Origin of the sequence: Corynebacterium mastitidis DSM 44356, assembly GCF_000375365.1 — a bacterium.
Taxonomy (GTDB): domain Bacteria; phylum Actinomycetota; class Actinomycetes; order Mycobacteriales; family Mycobacteriaceae; genus Corynebacterium; species Corynebacterium mastitidis.
The window spans coordinates 174,678-192,201 of the sequence record NZ_AQXB01000005.1; the positions used below are offsets into that span (position 1 = coordinate 174,678).

At 70.9% G+C, this 17,524-nt stretch carries 20 protein-coding genes; 9 read left to right on the forward strand and 11 right to left on the reverse strand.

The window, feature by feature from the left end; genetic code table 11:
* Positions 1 to 6 precede the first annotated feature (6 nt).
* The gene (locus B140_RS0107380) at positions 7 to 507 is read right to left on the reverse strand and encodes a YflT domain-containing protein (RefSeq protein WP_018118719.1); all 501 of its coding nucleotides are present in this window, start codon (positions 505 to 507) and stop codon (positions 7 to 9) included.
* Between the two features lie 91 nt (positions 508 to 598).
* On the opposite strand from B140_RS0107380, the gene B140_RS0107385 reads away from it, so the two are divergent.
* The 3 genes from B140_RS0107385 to B140_RS0107395 are packed head-to-tail and all read left to right on the forward strand — an operon-like array spanning position 599 to position 3,630.
* Positions 599 to 1,879 carry a magnesium transporter MgtE N-terminal domain-containing protein gene (locus B140_RS0107385; RefSeq protein ID WP_026166122.1) on the forward strand — a complete coding sequence of 427 codons (1,281 nt, stop codon included), beginning with the start codon at positions 599 to 601 and terminating at the stop codon, positions 1,877 to 1,879.
* A 24-nt stretch (positions 1,880 to 1,903) separates the two neighbouring features.
* Positions 1,904 to 2,473, forward strand: a complete 570-nt coding sequence (locus B140_RS0107390; protein WP_018118721.1) for a DUF1003 domain-containing protein — start codon at positions 1,904 to 1,906, stop codon at positions 2,471 to 2,473.
* A gap of 20 nt (positions 2,474 to 2,493) precedes the next feature.
* The gene (locus B140_RS0107395) at positions 2,494 to 3,630 is read left to right on the forward strand and encodes an Mrp/NBP35 family ATP-binding protein (RefSeq protein WP_018118722.1); all 1,137 of its coding nucleotides are present in this window, start codon (positions 2,494 to 2,496) and stop codon (positions 3,628 to 3,630) included.
* Between the two features lie 21 nt (positions 3,631 to 3,651).
* Here B140_RS0107395 and tatB read toward each other — a convergent pair whose 3' ends face one another.
* Genes tatB through sigE form a run of 3 tightly spaced genes read right to left on the reverse strand, consistent with a single transcriptional unit; the run spans position 3,652 to position 5,212 of the window.
* A complete protein-coding gene (gene tatB, locus B140_RS0107400; RefSeq protein WP_026166123.1) occupies positions 3,652 to 4,128 on the reverse strand; it encodes a Sec-independent protein translocase subunit TatB in 477 nt (158 codons plus the stop codon).
* 17 nt (positions 4,129 to 4,145) lie between these two features.
* Positions 4,146 to 4,541, reverse strand: coding sequence for an anti-sigma factor (locus B140_RS0107405; protein WP_040426272.1), 396 nt, complete (start codon positions 4,539 to 4,541; stop codon positions 4,146 to 4,148).
* A gap of 29 nt (positions 4,542 to 4,570) precedes the next feature.
* Positions 4,571 to 5,212 (reverse strand): RNA polymerase sigma factor SigE, encoded by a 642-nt coding sequence (gene sigE, locus B140_RS0107410; RefSeq protein ID WP_018118725.1) that lies wholly within the window; start codon positions 5,210 to 5,212, stop codon positions 4,571 to 4,573.
* 127 nt (positions 5,213 to 5,339) lie between these two features.
* Here sigE and B140_RS0107415 point away from each other — a divergent pair, with 127 nt between their 5' ends.
* The 3 genes from B140_RS0107415 to B140_RS0107425 are packed head-to-tail and all read left to right on the forward strand — an operon-like array spanning position 5,340 to position 8,327.
* Positions 5,340 to 6,017 carry an O-methyltransferase gene (locus B140_RS0107415; RefSeq protein WP_018118726.1) on the forward strand — a complete coding sequence of 226 codons (678 nt, stop codon included), beginning with the start codon at positions 5,340 to 5,342 and terminating at the stop codon, positions 6,015 to 6,017.
* A 54-nt stretch (positions 6,018 to 6,071) separates the two neighbouring features.
* On the forward strand, positions 6,072 to 6,812 hold the full coding sequence (budA, locus tag B140_RS0107420) for an acetolactate decarboxylase (protein WP_018118727.1): 741 nt from the start codon (positions 6,072 to 6,074) through the stop codon (positions 6,810 to 6,812).
* An 18-nt stretch (positions 6,813 to 6,830) separates the two neighbouring features.
* Positions 6,831 to 8,327 (forward strand): GH32 C-terminal domain-containing protein, encoded by a 1,497-nt coding sequence (locus B140_RS0107425; protein WP_018118728.1) that lies wholly within the window; start codon positions 6,831 to 6,833, stop codon positions 8,325 to 8,327.
* A gap of 55 nt (positions 8,328 to 8,382) precedes the next feature.
* On the opposite strand, the gene B140_RS0107430 is transcribed toward B140_RS0107425, so the two are convergent.
* The 7 genes from B140_RS0107430 to dapE form a co-directional block, all read right to left on the reverse strand.
* A complete protein-coding gene (locus B140_RS0107430; protein WP_018118729.1) occupies positions 8,383 to 9,249 on the reverse strand; it encodes a methyltransferase domain-containing protein in 867 nt (288 codons plus the stop codon).
* 61 nt (positions 9,250 to 9,310) lie between these two features.
* Entirely contained in the window at positions 9,311 to 9,487 is a 177-nt protein-coding gene (locus tag B140_RS13365) for a DUF3117 domain-containing protein (protein WP_083912272.1), read from the reverse strand.
* Positions 9,488 to 9,532: 45 nt separating this feature from the next.
* A complete protein-coding gene (locus tag B140_RS0107440; protein ID WP_040426274.1) occupies positions 9,533 to 9,832 on the reverse strand; it encodes a DivIVA domain-containing protein in 300 nt (99 codons plus the stop codon).
* 18 nt (positions 9,833 to 9,850) lie between these two features.
* The gene (locus B140_RS0107445) at positions 9,851 to 10,609 is read right to left on the reverse strand and encodes a glucosyl-3-phosphoglycerate synthase (RefSeq protein ID WP_040426217.1); all 759 of its coding nucleotides are present in this window, start codon (positions 10,607 to 10,609) and stop codon (positions 9,851 to 9,853) included.
* Positions 10,606 to 11,460, reverse strand: coding sequence for a dihydropteroate synthase (folP, locus tag B140_RS0107450; RefSeq protein ID WP_244874404.1), 855 nt, complete (start codon positions 11,458 to 11,460; stop codon positions 10,606 to 10,608). The genes B140_RS0107445 and folP overlap by 4 nt, the downstream gene beginning before the upstream one ends.
* Positions 11,457 to 12,281 (reverse strand): LOG family protein, encoded by an 825-nt coding sequence (locus tag B140_RS12245; RefSeq protein ID WP_018118734.1) that lies wholly within the window; start codon positions 12,279 to 12,281, stop codon positions 11,457 to 11,459. The genes folP and B140_RS12245 overlap by 4 nt, the downstream gene beginning before the upstream one ends.
* 73 nt (positions 12,282 to 12,354) lie before the next feature.
* A complete protein-coding gene (gene dapE, locus B140_RS0107460) occupies positions 12,355 to 13,509 on the reverse strand; it encodes a succinyl-diaminopimelate desuccinylase (RefSeq protein ID WP_040426219.1) in 1,155 nt (384 codons plus the stop codon).
* Between the two features lie 113 nt (positions 13,510 to 13,622).
* Between dapE and B140_RS0107465 the strand changes: the two genes are divergently transcribed.
* Genes B140_RS0107465 through dapD form a run of 3 tightly spaced genes read left to right on the forward strand, consistent with a single transcriptional unit; the run spans position 13,623 to position 17,373 of the window.
* Positions 13,623 to 15,026: an amino acid permease gene (locus tag B140_RS0107465; RefSeq protein ID WP_018118736.1), complete on the forward strand. Its 1,404-nt coding sequence runs from the start codon at positions 13,623 to 13,625 to the stop codon at positions 15,024 to 15,026.
* Positions 15,023 to 16,408 carry an amino acid permease gene (locus B140_RS0107470; RefSeq protein WP_018118737.1) on the forward strand — a complete coding sequence of 462 codons (1,386 nt, stop codon included), beginning with the start codon at positions 15,023 to 15,025 and terminating at the stop codon, positions 16,406 to 16,408. Before B140_RS0107465 ends, B140_RS0107470 begins: the two co-directional genes overlap by 4 nt.
* Positions 16,405 to 17,373, forward strand: coding sequence for a 2,3,4,5-tetrahydropyridine-2,6-dicarboxylate N-succinyltransferase (gene dapD / locus B140_RS0107475; protein ID WP_026166124.1), 969 nt, complete (start codon positions 16,405 to 16,407; stop codon positions 17,371 to 17,373). Before B140_RS0107470 ends, dapD begins: the two co-directional genes overlap by 4 nt.
* Positions 17,374 to 17,524: the final 151 nt, after the last annotated feature.

The following is a 17,524-nucleotide window of genomic DNA, read 5'->3' on the forward strand; positions in this document are numbered from 1 at the left end:
CTAAGCCTACTCCCCCGCGCCGGCCCCACCCAGGTTCATCCGGGCGATGGCGTCGCGCGCCCGCGGGGCCAGGTCCGGCTCGCAGAGGACGTCGTAGCGCCCGGCCACGATGGTGGTCGCGGAGGTGAAGTCCCGCTGTCCCCGGCTCAGCGCGTAGGGCACGGCGGCCATGACCACGCCAAAGACCGCGCCCATGACGATGCCGGTGAGGATCGGCGCGGCGTAGGTGGAGTTGAAGATGCCCAGGAGCAGGCCGATGAACACGCCCATCCAGGCACCGGACATCGCTCCCCCGCCGAGCACGCGGCCCCAGGTCAACCGGCCCGTGACCGATTCCACCTCCATGAGGTCCACGCCCACGATGGTGAGCTTGTCCACGGGGAAGTTCTGATCGGAGAGGGTGTCCACCGCCCGCTGCGCCCGGGCGTAGCTCTCAAAGCTGCCCACCGGCCAGCCGGAGGGGCGCTCGCGGAGGAGGGGGTTGCGGCCGCGCGGGGGCGTCGTCATGGGGATCATCCTTCGCTCGAATCGGTGATCATGCTCTATGGTGAACGCCGCCAGGGGAACAAAAGTTCCCCCGCTGCTAAACTGTGGCCCCATGAGTGCAGTCACCCGCGTCTATTCCGGCAGGCTCTCCGGCATGGTGGTGCGCGGCCCCGATATGGACGCCATCGGGCGCGTGCGCGACGTCGTGGTCACCATCCGCCCCGAGGGGCACGTCTCCCGAGCCCTGGGTCTGGTGGTGGAGCTGGTGAACAAGCGGCGCATCTTCGTGCCCATGCTGCGCATCGCCGCCATCGAGCCCGGAGACATCACGCTGGCCACCGGCTCCGTGTCCATGCGGTCCTTCCAGCCCCGCGCCGGGGAGCTCACCATCATGGGCGACCTGGTGGGCTCCAAGGTGCACACGGACGAGCCGGAGCTGGAGCACCTGCACGGCCGGGCCGTGGAGATCGCGGACGTGGAGTTGGAGCGCACCCGCACCCGCGACTGGGTGCTCTCCCGCGTGGCGGTGTTCGGCGCGCGGCAGGGCTTCCGCTCCCGCGAGCTGTTCACCGTGGACTGGCAGTACGTGCACGGCATCACGGCGGCGGGCGTGGGCCGGTCCAGCACGCTGGCCGATACCATCGCGGCCTTCGAGGACATGCGCCCGGCGGACGTGGCCAACTACCTCCACTCCCTGCCCTCCTCCCAGCGCAACCAGCTCGCCAACGAGCTCGACGACGACCGCCTGGCGGACATCCTCCAGGAGATGCCCGACGAGCGCCAGGCCGAGCTGCTCGAGACCCTCGACATCGAGCGCGCCGCCGACGTGCTCGAGGAGATGGACCCGGACGACGCCGCCGACATCCTCCAGGAGCTGCCCGATAACACCGCCGAGGTGCTCCTCGAGCTGATGGACCCCGAGGAGTCCGCCCCCGTGCGCCGCCTGATGAGCTTCTCCCCGGACACCGTGGGCGCGCTGATGACCCCGGAGCCGCTCATCCTCTCCCCGCAGACCACCGTGGCGGAGGCCCTGGCCCTGGCCCGCAACCCGGAGCTGCCCACCTCGCTGGCCTCCCTCGTGTTCGTGGTGCGCCCGCCCACGGCCACCCCCACCGGGCGCTACCTGGGCTGCGTGCACCTCCAGAAGCTGCTGCGCGAGCCCCCGTCCACCCTCATCTCCGGCATCCTCGACCCAGATCTCCCGCCGCTGTACGCGGACGACGATCAGGAGACCGCCGCGCGCTACTTTGCCACCTACAACCTGGTGTGCGGCCCGGTCATCGACGAGGACCAGCACCTGCTCGGCGCGGTGGCGGTGGACGACCTGCTCGATCACCTGCTGCCGGAGAACTGGCGCGAGCACGGCCTGCGCCCGGAGAACCCCGCCCCCTAACCACCCGAGCTGAGGAGAACCATCATGGCCGAGCGCGAGCGCACGCACTTCCTGGATACCCCGGTGGCGGGCACCAGGCGAAGGCTCATCACCATCAATGACGACGCCGTGGGCGCCATGGCGGAGAAGGTGGCCCGCTTCTTTGGCACGGGCCGCTACCTCATGTGGCAGACCGTGGTGGTGATCGTGTGGATCGCCCTCAACGTGGGCGCGTTCTGGTGGAACTGGGACCCCTACCCCTTCATCCTGCTGAACCTGGCCTTTTCCACCCAGGCCGCCTACGCCGCCCCGCTGATCCTGCTGGCCCAGAACCGCCAGGAGGACCGGGACAAGGTGGCGCTGAACAACGACCGCCGCCGGGCCGAGCAGACCAAGGCGGACACCGAGTTCCTGGTCAGGGAGCTGGCGGGCGTGCGCCTGGCGGTGGGCGACATGGTCTCCCGCGACTACCTGCGCCACGAGCTGGAGGACGTCCACGCCCTGCTCGAGCGCATCGAGGCCAAGCTGGACGACGCCGCCGCGCAGGCCATGGAGTCCCCGCTGGAGCTGCGGGAGCCCACGCAGGGCGACCTGAGCGAGGAGCCTCGTCCCTAGCGGGGAGTAGGATAAACGTGATGTCTACCCTGAGCGAATCTGATGTACGCAAGGCCCTGTCCCGGGTGGAGGACCCCGAGCTGGGCAGGCCCATTACGGAGCTGGGGATGGTCAAGTCCATCTCCATCGAGGGCGGCGCGGTGGCCGTGGAGATCTACCTGACCATCGCGGGCTGCCCCATGCGCGACACCCTCCAGACCAACACCCGCGCCGCCGTGGCGGAGCTGGACGGCGTGGAGTCCGTGACGGTGACCACGGACGTGATGAGCGACGAGCAGCGCCGGGAGCTGCGCACCCGGCTTCGCGGCTCCGGCGCCGAGCCGGTCATCCCCTTCGCCCAGCCGGACTCCACCACCCGCGTGTTCGCGGTGGCCTCGGGCAAGGGCGGGGTGGGCAAGTCCTCCGTGACGGTCAACCTCGCCACCGCCCTGGCCGCGCGCGGGCTGCGCGTGGGCATCGTGGACGCGGACATCTACGGGCACTCGGTGCCGCACCTCATGGGCTCCGAGCAGCCCCCCACGGTGATGGAGGAGGACATGATCCTGCCGCCCATCGCCCACGACGTCAAGTTCATCTCCATCGGGCAGTTCGTGGAGGGCAACGCCCCGGTGGTGTGGCGCGGCCCCATGCTGCACCGCGCCATCCAGCAGTTCCTCACCGACGTGTTCTGGGGGGATCTGGACGTCCTCCTGCTCGACCTGCCCCCCGGCACCGGCGACGTGGCCATCTCCGTGGCGCAGTTGGTGCCCAACGCGGAGCTGCTCATCGTCACCACGCCGCAGGCCGCCGCCGCCGAGGTGGCCGAGCGGGCGGGCTCGATCAGCCAGCAGACCCGGCAGCGGGTGGCGGGCGTGGTGGAGAACATGTCCGCGATGGTGATGCCGGACGGCAGCACCATGGAGGTCTTTGGCTCCGGCGGCGGCGAGCGCGTGGCGGAGCGCCTGAGCGCGCTGACCGGCGCCACGGTGCCGCTGCTCGGGCAGATCCCCCTCGACCCCGCGCTGCGGGTGCACGGGGACACCGGCACCCCGGTGGCGATCAGCGAGCCGGACTCCCCCGCCGGGCGGGCCTGCGCGGCGCTGGCGGAGAAGATCGCGGTGCGCCGCCACTCGCTGGCGGGAAAGCCCCTGGGGCTGGGCGTGCAGCGGAGGCCCTAGGACCCGCGCTAGCGCCCGCGCTCACATGATGTCCGCCCAGTCGAAGCCGCCGTCGTTCCCGGCTCCCTCCGCGCGGGGGGCCGTCGGCCGCGCGGGGGCTGCAGGGGTGCCGCCGGTGCCGGAGGGGGCCTCCTTGGCGCGATCCTCGGCCCGCTGCTTGCGGCGGTGGGCCTGCCCGGCGGTGTCCTGCGCCATGATCTTCTTGGGGTCGAAGGAGTCCATGAACTCCTCGTCGCCGTCGAACAGCGCCTTGGTCAGCGCCGCGCGCGGCCCCATGCGCTGCCACTTGGCCACCTCGGAGAGGGGCTTGCGGAACTCCTCGAACTCCTCCCCCAGGTCGCCGCTCAGCTCGGCCTTGGCGTTGTTGATGGCCTTGCGCGCGGCGTAGACGGCGGCGCGCACGTCCTGGATGAGCCCGGGCAGGCGCTCGGGACCGATCACGATCAACCCCAGTACGAGGATCGCAAAGACTTCCGTCCACCCAATGCTTGAGAACACTCTTCAACCTTAAGGGATCAACGCAAACCGGTGTTCTTCCGCACGGTGCGCATGAACACCTCCACCTTGTCCAGCATGGTCTCCGGGCGCGGGGTGGGAATCTCCTCCGCACCGGGACCGGGCGCGCACGCCCCCTTGGCGATGTCGTGCAGCCGCCCCAGCAGCTCGCTGGGGGCGCGGACGTCGGCGGTCCAGTTCGCCTCGTGCAGGGCCTTAGCGGCCAGGCGCTGGCGGTGCACCTCGCGGCGGCACTCGCCGCAGTGCACGAGGTGGGCGCGGGCGCGGTGGAGCGCGCCGTCGCACATCTCGCCGTCCACGAAGGCCGCCACGGCCTCCGGGTTGAGGTGATCCACGGAGGCAAAGACACGGGGCCGCCGCGCCCGGCGCTCCCACCCGTGCGTCTCGAAGCTCATGGTGCCCAACGCTACCCCTCTCCCGGCGCCTAGCGCTGCACGCTCGGCAGCAGCAGGCGGGCGTCCTCGCTGCCCTCGGCGGCGCTTTCCAGGCTGGCGCGCAACTGCGAGCGTCCCCGGTGGATGCGGGAGCGCACGGTACCCATCTTGACGCCCAGGGTGTCCGCGATCTCCTCGTAGCTCATTCCCACCACGTCGCAGAGCACCACGGCCACCCGGAAGTCCGGGGCGAGCTGGTCCAGGGCCTCCTGCAGCACGGGGTTGAGGTGGTTGACGTGGTAGGCCTGCTCCGGGGTCATGTCCGTGCCGGGCACCCGCTCGTAGTCCTCGGGCAGCGCCTCCATGCGGATCTTGTTGCGGTGGCGCACCATGTCCAGGAAGAGGTTGGTGGTGATGCGGTGCAGCCACCCCCGGAAGGTGCCCGGCTGGTAGTGCTTGAGGGAGCGAAAGACGCGCATGAAGGTCTCCTGCGTGAGGTCCTCCGCGTCGTGCTGGTCGCCGCTGAGCCGGTAGGCCAGGCGGTAGACGCTGTCCGCGTGCTCGGCCACCAGCTCCCCCCAGGAGGGCATGTCCCCCGTTCCGGCGTCGAAGGCCGCGGTGCCGGTGAGCGCCTCGTCCTCGTGGGTGCCCGTGCCGGGCGCGGCCAGCTCATCGCCGTCGTGGGTCATCATGGGCTCTATCTTGCCAAGGACGCCTCCCAAAGGCCATTGAGCCCGCGTAGAGATCTCTGTGAACCCGGCGGCCCTCCCGCGCGCGCCCTGCCGCTGGCGGCGCGGTCGCCGCCCTACACTAAGGGGCGTGACTGAAACAGCCTTCGATTCCCTCCGAGATTTCATCAATTCCCTCCCCGCCGCCCACGGCGAGGGGCCGGAAGCGAGCATCGATGAGGCCATCACCACGGCGCGGCGCGACGCCGAGGAGTACGGGCTTGCCGCCCCCGACCATCTCACCGGCATGCTCCTGAGCACGCTCGCGGCCGCCGCCGGGGGCCCCAAGCCCACGGGCGCCATCGCCCTGACCCCCTCGCTGGCGGTGGTCGGGCTCTACCTGCTGCGCGGCATGCCGAATCAGGGCACGGTGACCTGCATCGACCCGGAGGCCGAGCACCAGCGCCAGGCCAGGGAGGCCTTCCGCGCGGCGGGCTTTGGCCCCTCGCGCGGCCGCTTCCTGCCCTCCCGCCCGGTGGACGTGCTCTCCCGCATGGCCCCGGCCAGCTATCACCTGGTGTACGCGGAGGTGGACCCGGTGGACCTGCGCGCGGTGATCGACGCCGCCTGGCCGCTGCTGACCCCCGGCGGCACGCTGGTGCTGGCCGACGCCCTGCTGGACGCCACGGTGGCCGACGCCTCCCGCAAGGATCAGTCCACCTCCGCCGCCCGCGCCGCCCAGGAACACCTGCGCACCTTTGAGGGGCGCGCCGTGGTGTCTCACCTCCCGCTCGGGGCCGGAATGACGCTGGTCACGAGGCTGCCGTAGGTCCCCCTCGGGCCCTCATGCAGGAAGCCGCCGACGTGACTATCCTCGGGCGGCATGGGAACGCAACGATCTTTCCCCACCCAGCGGCACACCATCTTCCAAAACTCCCTCATGACCGCGCTGCTGGATGGCATTTACGACGGCGAGATGACGGTGGGCGAGCTGCTGGGCCACGGGAACTTCGGCATCGGCACCTTCGACGCCCTGGATGGGGAGATGATCGTTCTCGACGGGGTCTGCTACCAGGTGCGCGGCGACGGCAGCGCCGCCCGGGCGGCCTTGGAGCAGCGCTCCCCGTTCACGGTGATGACGAACTTTGTTCCCCACATCGCCGCCACCCCTCCGCCCGGGCTGCGCCGCGAGGAGCTGGCCGGGTTCATCGACGAGCTGCAACCCAGCGAGAACTACATGTACGCGGTGCGGATCACCGGCCGGTTCAGCGAGGTGCGCGTGCGCACGGTGACCCGGCAGTCCAAGCCCTACCGCCCCATGGTGGAGGCCACCGGGGACGACGCCGAGCTGTGCTTCCGCGACGTGGAGGGCACCGTCGCGGGCTTTCGCACCCCGGTCTATGAGAAGGGCATCGGGGTGCCCGGCTGCCACGCGCACTTCATCGACTCCGCGCGCACCAAGGGCGGGCACGTCCTGGACTTCACCCTGGGCTCCGGCGCGGTGGAGCTGTGCCCCGGCACGGACCTCTCCCTGCGGCTGCCCCTGACCAGCGACTTCTCCCGGGCGGCGCTGGCCCCCGAGGACCTCGACCACCAAATCCACACCACCGAGATTAAAAAGTAACCCCAGAAAGGCGCCCCCATGAGCATCGATCAGTACCGCCCCGAGCTTCACCTCACCGCCGAGGTGGGCGTGCTCGACGCCCCCGCCGCCGTGCTCCTCGACGGCGATACCTGGCACGTCTTTCACCAGTACCGCCCGCACCCGCAGGCCCCGGCCCGGTGGGGGCACCAGTTCTCGGAGGACACCCCCTACGAGTGGGAGGAGTGCGACGACGTCCTGGCCCCCGGCGAGGAGGAGGCCAAGGTGCGCGCGGGCTCCGTGGCCGCGATCGACGGCGGGCTGAGCCTGTACTTCACCTCCGTGGCCCAGCAGCAGGACACCCACCAGACCACGGAGATCCACCTGGCCCGCATCGAGAACCTCCCGGCCACCACCGCCGACCTCTCCGAGGACCCCCTGGCCCTGGACCCCCAGGTGCGCCGCCTCGGGAGCGTGGTGGGCGACGACCTGGGGGCGAGCGCCGGGATCACCAACTTCCGCTCCCCCTGCGTGGTGCCGGACTGGGTCACCCACGAGGACCGGGACGAGGGCCACGCGGGCTGGCTCATGCTGGCGGTCACCGGCACCATGGAGCGGCCCGACCTGGCCATGCTGCACTCCTCCAACGGGGTGGACTGGACGCTGCAGGGCCCCCTGCGCTTCGAGGGCGCCACCGGCATCGACCCCGAGGCCCGCATCGTCTCCCCCCGCATCCTGCGCCTGCGCGACGAGGTGGACGGCAAGATCCACGACGTTTTGCTGGTGACCCTGGAAAGCGAGGGCATCGACGTCTCCGGCTACCTGGTGGGCCGCCTGCACCAGGCGGTGTTCACCGTGGGCCGCCCCTTCCGCCGCATGGACTACGGGCACGACTTCACCCGGCCGCGCAACACCACCTTCACCCCCGGCACCATCGAGGAGGACGAGCGCTTTGACCGCGCCGCCGTGGTGGGGCTGCTCAACGGCGTGGGCCGCCTGGACGATCCCACCGCGCACCGCAGCCTGGCGGCGGAGGGCTGGGCCAACGCCATGTCCATCCCGCGCGTGACCACGCTGCAGGGCGGGGTGCTGTTCCAGACCCCCGCCGCGGGGCTCGTGGAGCAGATCACGCACACGCGCAGCGCGCAGTCCTGGACCGGGCTGTGCGAGGTGCCCGATGGCTCGGAGGTCATGGTCGAGCTGATCGACGCCGCCGGCGCCACCGCCGCCCGGGTGGCCCACCGGGGCGGCGTGCTCGAGCTGGACCGCTCGATGAACCCCCACCACGCCGGGGACGCCCCCGCCACCGCCGAGCTGGCGGAGGGGGACTCCGATTCCCTGACCATCATCGCGGACGGCTCCACCGTGGAGGTCTTTGCCGACGGCGGGGCCGTGTCCATGGCGAGCCGCGTGTACATCGAGGGCGGGTGCGCGGAGATCCGCGTGACCGAGCGCGGCGAGGCGAGCGTGGAGCGCAGCTTTGCGCGCTCCGCCGGGTCCCTGGATTCCTCCCGGCTGCCGGACTGGGCGGAGGAGGAGCTCGACGCCGAGTTTTAAGGGCCCTTGGGCCCGGGAATACCTGGTCCGGGCGCGGCGGCCAGCGGGGGGGCGACTAGGCGCGGCCCAGGCGGGTGATGGTGGCGCGCGCCGTGACCGTCATGGTGGGGGGCAGCGCCTCGATCCGGCGCCGCAGCTCGGCGGGCTCGATGTGGCGGGCGGACGGGCTCATGCCGATCTGCGCGCCGATGGAGGCCTGGTCCAGGGTCATGGGGAACTCGATCGTGCGGGGCTCCTGCGTCACGGCGAGGTGACCGGCGGCCTGCTCGATCAGGCGATCCACCTTGCCCTTTTCCACGTCGATGATCCCCAGCGGCTCGCGCAGCTCGGAGAGGTGCCCCGCGTCCGCGGTGAGCACCACGACCTCGCCGCCGGGGGTGAGCACGCGGGCGAACTCCTCGGCGTTGCGCGGCGCGAAGATCACGGTGAGCACGTCCACGGAGGAGTCGCGCAGCGGCAGGCGCGACCAGGCGTCCGCCACCACCGCGCCCACGCGCGGGTGGCACTTGGCCAGGTGGCGGGCGGCGGGCACGGAGACGTCCAGGCCCACGCCCCGCGCGCCCACCACGGTGTCCAGCGTGTGCGCGAGGTAGTAGCCGGTTCCCGCGCCCACCTCGCAGATCACCGGGTGGGCGTCGTCGGGCACGCCCGCGTCCTCCAGGGCGTCGTCCACCGCGTGGGTGACCGCCTCCACAAAGGGTGCAAAGTGTCCCCGGCTTAGGAAGGTCTCGCGGTTGCGGATCATCTCCACGTCGTCCCCGGAGTGCCGCAGCCCGGCGCCCCCGGCGAGCGTGACGTAGCCCTGGCGGGCAATGTCATAGCTGTGGCCGGATTCGGAGACGAGGCGGCGGTAATCGTCCTCGCCCCGCAGCGGGGTGCCGTCGATCGGGTCGGCCAAAACGTCGATGACATCGTGAAGCATAGGGGGCGGCTACTCCTGTCGGTGCGCGTGGGTGATTCCTCCCACAGAATATCGGGTGGGCCTAGTGGCCCGCATCAGCGGCCTGGCTCAGCAGCTCGCTAAGCTCCGCGGCCTCCTCGTGAGACATCTCCACCACGAGCCTCCCGCCCCCGTCGGAGGGAATGCGCATGACGATCTTGCGGTTTTCCACCACGGCTTCCATCGGTCCGCCGCCGGTGCGGGGCTTCATCGCTGCCATTTGAACAAGGCTCCTTGGGTGTTTCTACAGGTACGTGAACCCAGCCTAGTCACTTTGGGCGGCGCGTCGCTGGGCCGCCTGCGCCTCCAGCTCCTCCACGCGCCGCCACAGCTCCTCGATCACGGCGTCCACCTGATCCGGGCGGTAGCCCCGAATCACCAGGTCAAAGCGCACGTCGTCGAGGTCGCCCCGGGCCAGCGCCTCCCGGTTCTTCTCCCGCACGCGCGGGCTCTCCTCCATCGGGGCCTCCACCTCGCCGCGCCCGAAGATCCGGCCCCAGGCCCAGGTGCCCACCACGGTCAGGGCGCACAGCACCACGACCAAGAGCACCCACATCAAAACCATCACTGCTCCCTGTACTCCTTACTCGGACTTCCACCGGCCGGACAGCGGGGGACGCTGTGGCACCGAGGCCCCGCCCACCCCGGCGCGATCCAGGATCGTCGCCGCCACGACGTCGGCCATCGGCCCCAGCTCCTCCAGGGGGCGGTTGCGGTGCCGCCGCGCGCCGAGGTCCACCTGGGCGATGGCCCCCGCGCCGTGGCACAGGGCGACGTCGATCAGCAGGCCCGCCTCCACTCCGTATCCCGCCACAAAGGGCAATTCTACGGCCACGCCGCGCCGGATCGCGTATTCCCCGCCCAGGGGCTGGCGCACGTGAGCGAGCTGCGGGAACAGCGCCCGCAGCAGCGGCTTGGCGGTCAGCTCCGTCACGCGACCCCCGGCCCCGCGCCGCCCGTCCAACAGCCGCGCGTAGTCCGCCTTGACCAGGGCCACGGCGGGATCGCCAAAGGGCTCGCTCAGGGCGCGCACCATGCCCGAGGCGGGGGCGGTGAGGTCGGCGTCGAGGAACACCACCACCTCCCCGGTGGTGGCCGCCACGCCGCGCCACAGGGACTCCCCCTTGCCCGGCACCGGCTCTACCCCGGGGAGGGCCTCGCGCCAGTTGAGCACCCGGGCCCCGGCCTCGCGGGCGCGGGCGGCGGTGGCGTCGCGCGAGTCCGCGTCGATCACCACCACCTCGGCGGGCTCGTCGCTCAGCGCCGCCCGCACCACCCGGGCCACCGTGGCCTCCTCGTTCAGAGCGGGGATGACCACGCTGACCGAGCACCGTGCCGTCATACCAGGCCCCGGATCGTGGCCAGCGGGGCCATCGTGCCCTGGATGGCGGCGGTCATGCGCACCACGTCCGCGGTCTGCGCCACCTCGTGTACCCGAAAGGCCGCCACGCCGCGCGCCGCCGCCCAGGCGGTGGCCGCCAGCGTGCCCGCCACGCGCTCGCGCAGGGGGCGATCCAGGGTCTCCCCCACGAAGTCCTTGTTGGACAGCGCCATGAGCACCGGCCACCCGGTGGACACCAGCTCGTCCACCCGGCGCAGCAGCTCCAGGCCGTGAAAGGAGTTCTTGCCGAAGTCGTGCGTGGGGTCGATAAAGATCTTCTCCCCCGGCACCCCGCAGGCCACCGCGCGCTCGGCCAGGGCCGTGGTCTCCGCGATGACGTCGGCCACCACGTCGTCGTAGTGCACCCGGTGCGGGCGGGTGCGCGGGGTCGCCCCGCCGGTGTGCGAGCACACGTACCCGACCCGGTGCGCCCCGGCCACCTCCACCAGCTCCGGGTCCGCCCCCGCCCAGGTGTCGTTAACCAGGCCCGCCCCCGCGGCGATCGCCTCCTGGGCCACCTCCGCGCGCCAGGTGTCCACGGAGATAAGCGCCTCGGGGTGGTCGCGGTGAAGCTGGGCGATCACGGGGACCACGCGCTCGATCTCCTCCCGCGCGTCCACCGTGGGCCCGGGGCCCGCCTTTACACCGCCGACGTCGATGATCGACGCCCCCTGGGCCAGCATCTCCTCGGCCCGGCTCAGGGCCTCCTCGTGGCGATACGTGGCGCCCCGGTCGTAAAAGGAGTCCGGGGTGCAGTTGACGATCGCCATGATCCGGGGCAGCCCTGCGCCGCCGCCCTGCGCAGCGCTCATTCCCCGGCGCCCCCGTCCGCAGTGCGCTCCCGCTGCGGGCCGCGCGGGCGCGACGCCGCCTTGATGTGCGCCACGGCCTCCGCCACGGAGTCGGTGACCAGGAACAGCTCCGCGTCCTGCGGGGACATCATCTTCTCCGCCACCAGGCGCTCCCGCAGCCAGCGGATCAGCCCGCCCCAGTACTCGGTGCCCAGCAGCACGATGGGGTAATCGCTCATCTTCCCCGTCTGGACCATGCAGAGCACCTCGAACAGCTCGTCGAGCGTGCCCATGCCCCCGGGCAGGCAGACGAAGCCCTGGGAGTACTTGAGGAACATCACCTTGCGCACGAAGAAATAGCGGAAGTTCAGGCCCACGTCCACCCACTCGTTGAGGCGCTGCTCGTGCGGCAGCTCGATGCCCAGGCCCACGGAGAGCCCGCCCGCCTCCCGCGCGCCCCTGTTCGGGGCCTCCATGAGGCCGGGGCCGCCCCCGGTGACCACCGCGTAGTTCGCCTCCGCCAGGGCGCGCCCCAGCTCCATGCCCAGCGCGTAGTAGGGGTGCTCGGGGGCCACGCGTGCGGACCCAAAGACGCTCACGGCGGGCGGGAGGTCCGCCAGCGCGTCGAAGCCGGACACGAACTCGGACTGGATGCGCAGGATGCGCCAGGGGTCCGCGTGCATCCAGTCGTGATCGGCGCGCAGCTCCAGCAGCCGCTGATCGTAGGTGGATTCCTGGTCCCCCGGCGACCTCAGCAGCAGCGGCCCCCGGAGGGTCCTGTGCTGCCGCTCGCCGTTGTTCGCCGGGGAGCCCGTTTTCTGTTCTGCTTTCTGTTCCGCCATGATCTCCGAACCTAGCCGATGGTGGGTGTCCGCGCCGCGCGTGCCGCCGGGCCGCGCTCCTCGGCCCCGGGCGCTACCGGCCCCCGCCCTGCGCCGCCTCCCCCGTGGTCCCGGTGAGGTAGCGGTGCAGGGCGGCGGAGACCTCCTCGATCTGTGCCACGGGGCACTGCTCGTCCTTCTTATGCGCAAAGCCCGGATCTCCGCACCCCAGGTTCACGGCGGGAATGCCGAGCTGCCCAAAGCGGGACACGTCCGTCCAGCCGTACTTGGCGCGGACCCGTCCCCCCAGCGCCGCCACCAGGTCCCGCGCCGCCGGGACGCTCAGGCCGGGGGCCGCGGGGGCGGCCACGTCGTCCACCTCGTAGCTCAGGTGTTCCTCCCCGTCCAGGGCGAGCACCCCCAGCAGGTGCTCCATCGCCTCCTCGCAGGTGCGGTCCGGGGCGAAGCGGAAGTTGACGAAGAACCAGGCCTCGTCCGGGATCGTGTTGTTGGCCACCCCGGCCTCCATGCGCACCGCGTTGAGGCCCTCCCGGTAGACGCAGCCGTCTATCTCCACGGCCTCGCGCGGGGTGTAGCGGGCCACCCGCTCGAGCACCGGGGTGAGGCGGTGAATGGCGTTGGCCCCCAGCCAGGCGCGCGCGGAGTGCGCCCGGGTGCCGGTGGCCCGCACGCGCAGGCGGATCGAGCCCTGGCACCCGGCCTCGATCACTCCCCCGGAGGGCTCCCCCAGCAGCGCGACGTCCCCGCGCAGCCACTCCGGGTGTTCCTCCTGGATATGCCCCAGTCCGTTAAACTCCGTGGCCACCTCCTCGCCCTCGTAGGCGAGGAAGGTGAGGTCGTGGCGCAGGTCCGCGGAGTCCGCCAGCCGGGCAAAGGCGTGCGCGTACACCGCCAGGCCGGACTTCATGTCCACCGCCCCGCAGCCGAAGATGGCGTCGCGCCCCTCGGCATCCACGCCACGGGTATGCGGCACGTTGTCCGCCAGCGGCACGGTGTCCACGTGCCCCGCCAGGATCACCCGCGAGCCCAGCCCGCGGCGGGTGCGCGCCAGCACGTTATTGCGGTAGCGCAGCACCTCCACCTCGGCGGAGACCGCGCCGCGCAGCGCCGCCTCGAGCGCGTCCGCGATGTCCTTCTCCTCGTGGGAGGGGCTGGGGATGTCCATCAGCGCGGCGGTCAGCTCCACCGGATCGGCCAACAGGTTCAGGGATGCGTGGGAAGGATTCATGCCCTCCGAGGGTAGAGGGCGGGCGGGACGCGCGGGGCCGTCGGCGGTAGCGAGTCGAACAGATGGGGGTACCCGGTATCGACCGGGCACAGGGCGGTTATACAGTTTTACGCATGTCCACCTCGACAAACACCGGACTGGGCCACGGCCTGCGCACCCGGCACCTCACGATGATGGGATTGGGCTCCGCCATTGGCGCGGGGCTGTTCCTTGGCACCGGGGTCGGTATCCGCGCGGCCGGGCCCGCCGTCCTCATCGCCTACTTTGTCACGGGCGTCATCACCGTGCTCATCATGCGCATGCTCGGGGAGATGGTCGCGGCCCGCCCCTCCGCCGGGACCTTCTCCGACTACGCCGAGCAGGCCTACGGCCGCTGGGCGGGCTTCAGCGTCGGCTGGCTCTACTGGTTCATGATGGTGATGATCATGGGCGCGGAGATGACCGGCGCCGCCGCGATCATGGGCGCGTGGTTCGGGGTCCCCTCCTGGATTCCGGCGCTGGCCTGCGTGAGCGTGCTGGCCGCCATCAATCTCCTCTCCGTGCGCGGCTTCGGGGAGTTCGAGTTCTGGTTCGCCTTCATCAAGGTCGCGGTCATCATCGCCTTCCTGGTCATCGGCGGGCTGCTCATCCTCGGCTGGCTGCCCGGCCACGAGTTCGTGGGCACCCGGCACTTCCTGGGCGACCACGGTTTCATGCCGCACGGGTGGTCCGGGGTGGCCGCGGGGCTGCTGGCCGTGGCCTTCGCCTTCGGCGGCATCGAGATGGTGACCATCGCGGCGGCGGAGTCCGAGGACCCGCAGCGCTCCATCACCACGGCGGTCAACTCCGTGATCTGGCGCATCGGCGTCTTTTATATCGGCTCGGTGCTCGTGATCGCCTTCCTCCTGCCCTTCGACACCCTGGGCGGGGCGAACAGCGCGGCGGACTCCCCCTACACCCTGGTGCTCGAGCAGGCGCGCATCCCCGGCGTGGTGGGATTCATGGAGGCCGTGATCGTGGTGGCCCTGCTCTCCGCCTTCAACGCCCAGCTCTACGGTTCCTCCCGCCTGTGCTACTCGCTGGCCACGCGGGGAGACGCCCCCTCGATCTTCGCCCGCACCGGGGACAACCAGGTGCCCACCGCGGCCCTCGTACTCTCGGTGTTCTTCGCCTTCGCCTCCGTGGGTTTGCAGTGGTGGAACCCCACGGGGCTGCTGGACTTCCTGCTCAACGCCGTGGGCGGCTGCCTCGTGGTGATCTGGGTCTCCATCATCGCCTCCTACCTCCGCCTGCACCCGCGCCTCGAGCGCTCCGGCGAGATCGCCGGGGTGCGCATGTGGGGCTACCCGTGGGCCGCCTGGGCCACGCTCCTCGGCGTGGCCGTCATCGTGGCGCTGATGATCTCCGATCCCGCCGCCCGCACCCAGGTGTACGCGGTGGTGCTCATCTGCGCGGTGATCCTCGCGATAGCGTCTTTGACGCACCGAGCGGATAGATTAGTCGGAACGAAAGTATCGCAGCACAAGGATCAGGAATGACCAATAAAAACGACGCAACTCAACTGGGCAGCGGGCTTAAAACCCGCCACCTCACCATGATGGGGCTCGGCTCCGCCGTGGGCGCGGGGCTCTTCCTGGGCACCGGCGTGGGCATCCGCACCGCCGGGCCCTCCATCCTCATCGCCTACGTCATCGCGGGGGCCGTGGTCATGGCCGTGATGTACATGCTGGGCGAGATGGCGGCGGCCCGCCCCGCCCCCGGCTCCTTTGCCACCTACGCGCGCGCGGCCTTCGGCCCGTGGGCGGGCTTCACCCTGGGCTGGCTCTTCTGGTTCATGATGATCATGGTGCTCGGCGCGGAGATGACCGGCGCCGCCGCGATCATGGCCTCGTGGTTCGGGGTGGACCCGTGGATACCCGCCCTGGTCTGCGTGGTGTTCTTCGCCGTGGTGAACCTGGCGAAGGTCAGCGGCTTCGGGGAGTTCGAGTTCTGGTTCGCCTTCATCAAGGTGGGCGTCATCGTGCTGTTCCTGATCCTCGGCATCCTCCTGGTCTTTGGCCTGCTTCCCGGCCACGAGTTCGTGGGCACCGACAACTTCCTCGGGGAGGGCGGGTTCATGCCCCACGGCCTGCCCGGGCTCGCCGCAGGCCTGCTAGCCGTGGCCTTCGCCTTCGGCGGCATCGAGATCGTGACCATCGCCGCCGCGGAGTCCGAGAACCCACAGGACGCCATCAAGACCGCCATCCGCTCCGCGCTGTGGCGCATCGGCCTGTTCTACGTCGGCTCCGTCCTGGTCATCACCTTCATGCTCCCCACCGCGCAGATCCACGACGCCGAGACCGCGGCGGAATCCCCCTTCACCCAGGTGCTCAAGATCGCGGACATCCCCGGCGTGGTGGGATTCATGGAGGCCGTCATCGTGGTCTCCCTCCTCTCCGCGTTCAACGCGCAGATCTACGCCAGCTCGCGCATGGCGTACTCCCTGGCCGCCGAGGGCAACGCCCCCGCCGCCCTGGGCAGGCTCAGCAAGGACAACGTGCCCTTCAACGCGGTGCTGCTCTCGATGGTCTTTGCCTTCGCCTCCGTGGGCCTGCAGTGGTGGAACCCCACGGGGCTGCTGGACTTCCTGCTCAACGCCGTGGGCGGCATCCTCATCGTCATCTGGATCATGGTGGCCGCCAGCTACCTCAAGCTGCACCCGCGCCTGGAGCGCAACGGCGAGATCACCACGGTGCGCGTGTGGGGCTACCCCTGGGTGGGCTGGGCCACCATCGCGGCGCTCGTGGCCTTCGTGGCCCTCATGCTCTTCGACGACGCCTCCCGGTCCCAGATCTTCTCTGTGCTCATCGTCATGGCCGTCCTCGTGGCCCTGTCCTTTGTCACGAACCGCCGTTCCTCTCAGGTAGGTTCAAGGGCATGACTTCTGCATCAGCGCAAGGAATAGCAACCCTCACCCACGACGGCACCGTGCTGGACGTCTGGTTCCCGGCCCCGAAGCTGCACGACGGCCCCCTGACCCCCGGCACCGATCGCCTCGAGCAGGCCCCCGCCCACCTGGCCCCGCTGACCGGCCCGGACGAGGATCGCGGCGTGGCCCGGGTGGCGGTGGAGACCCGCATCGCCTCCCTGGAGGACGCCCCGGCGGACGCCTACGACGCCTACCTGCGCCTGCACCTGCTCTCGCACCGCCTGGTGCGCCCGCACGGGCAGAACATGGACGGCATCTTCGGCCTGCTGGCCAACGTGGTCTGGACCAACTACGGCCCCTGCACCCCCGCCGATTTCCAGATGGTCCGCGCCCGCCTCTCCGCGCGCGGCCCCGTCACGGTGTACTCCGTGGACAAGTTCCCCCGCATGGTGGACTACGTGGTGCCCACCGGCGTGCGCATCGGGGACGCCGACCGCGTGCGCCTCGGCGCGCACCTCGCGGAGGGCACCACCGTGATGCACGAGGGCTTCGTGAACTTCAACGCCGGCACCCTGGGCAGCTCCATGGTTGAGGGCCGCATCTCCGCCGGCGTGGTGGTGGGCGACGGCTCCGACGTGGGCGGCGGGGCCTCCATCATGGGCACCCTGTCCGGCGGCGGCAAGGAGGTCATCTCCATCGGGGAGCGCTGCCTGCTCGGCGCCAACGCAGGCGTGGGCATCTCCCTGGGGGACGACTGCGTGGTGGAGGCGGGCCTCTACGTCACGGCGGGCACCAAGGTGTCCGTCTTTGGGGCGGTGGCGCAGGCCGCGGGCGTGGAGGAGGGCGCGGCCGTCAAGGCCTCCGCCCTCTCCGGGGCGTCCGGGGTTCTCTTCCGCCGCAACTCCGTCTCCGGCGCCGTGGAGGCCACCCCCTACACCTCTTCGGTCTCCCTGAACGAGGAGCTGCACGCCAACTAGGCGCTCTATTCCCCACAAGCCGGGCCCCTCCCGCCTCGCGGTTCCTCGCGGGGAGGAGGGGCCCGGCTTTTCGTGCCTTCCTGCGCCTCCGCCACGGACGCCCCGGGAGGCAGCATCCTCGACAAAATGACAAGTTTCTTTTACACTATGC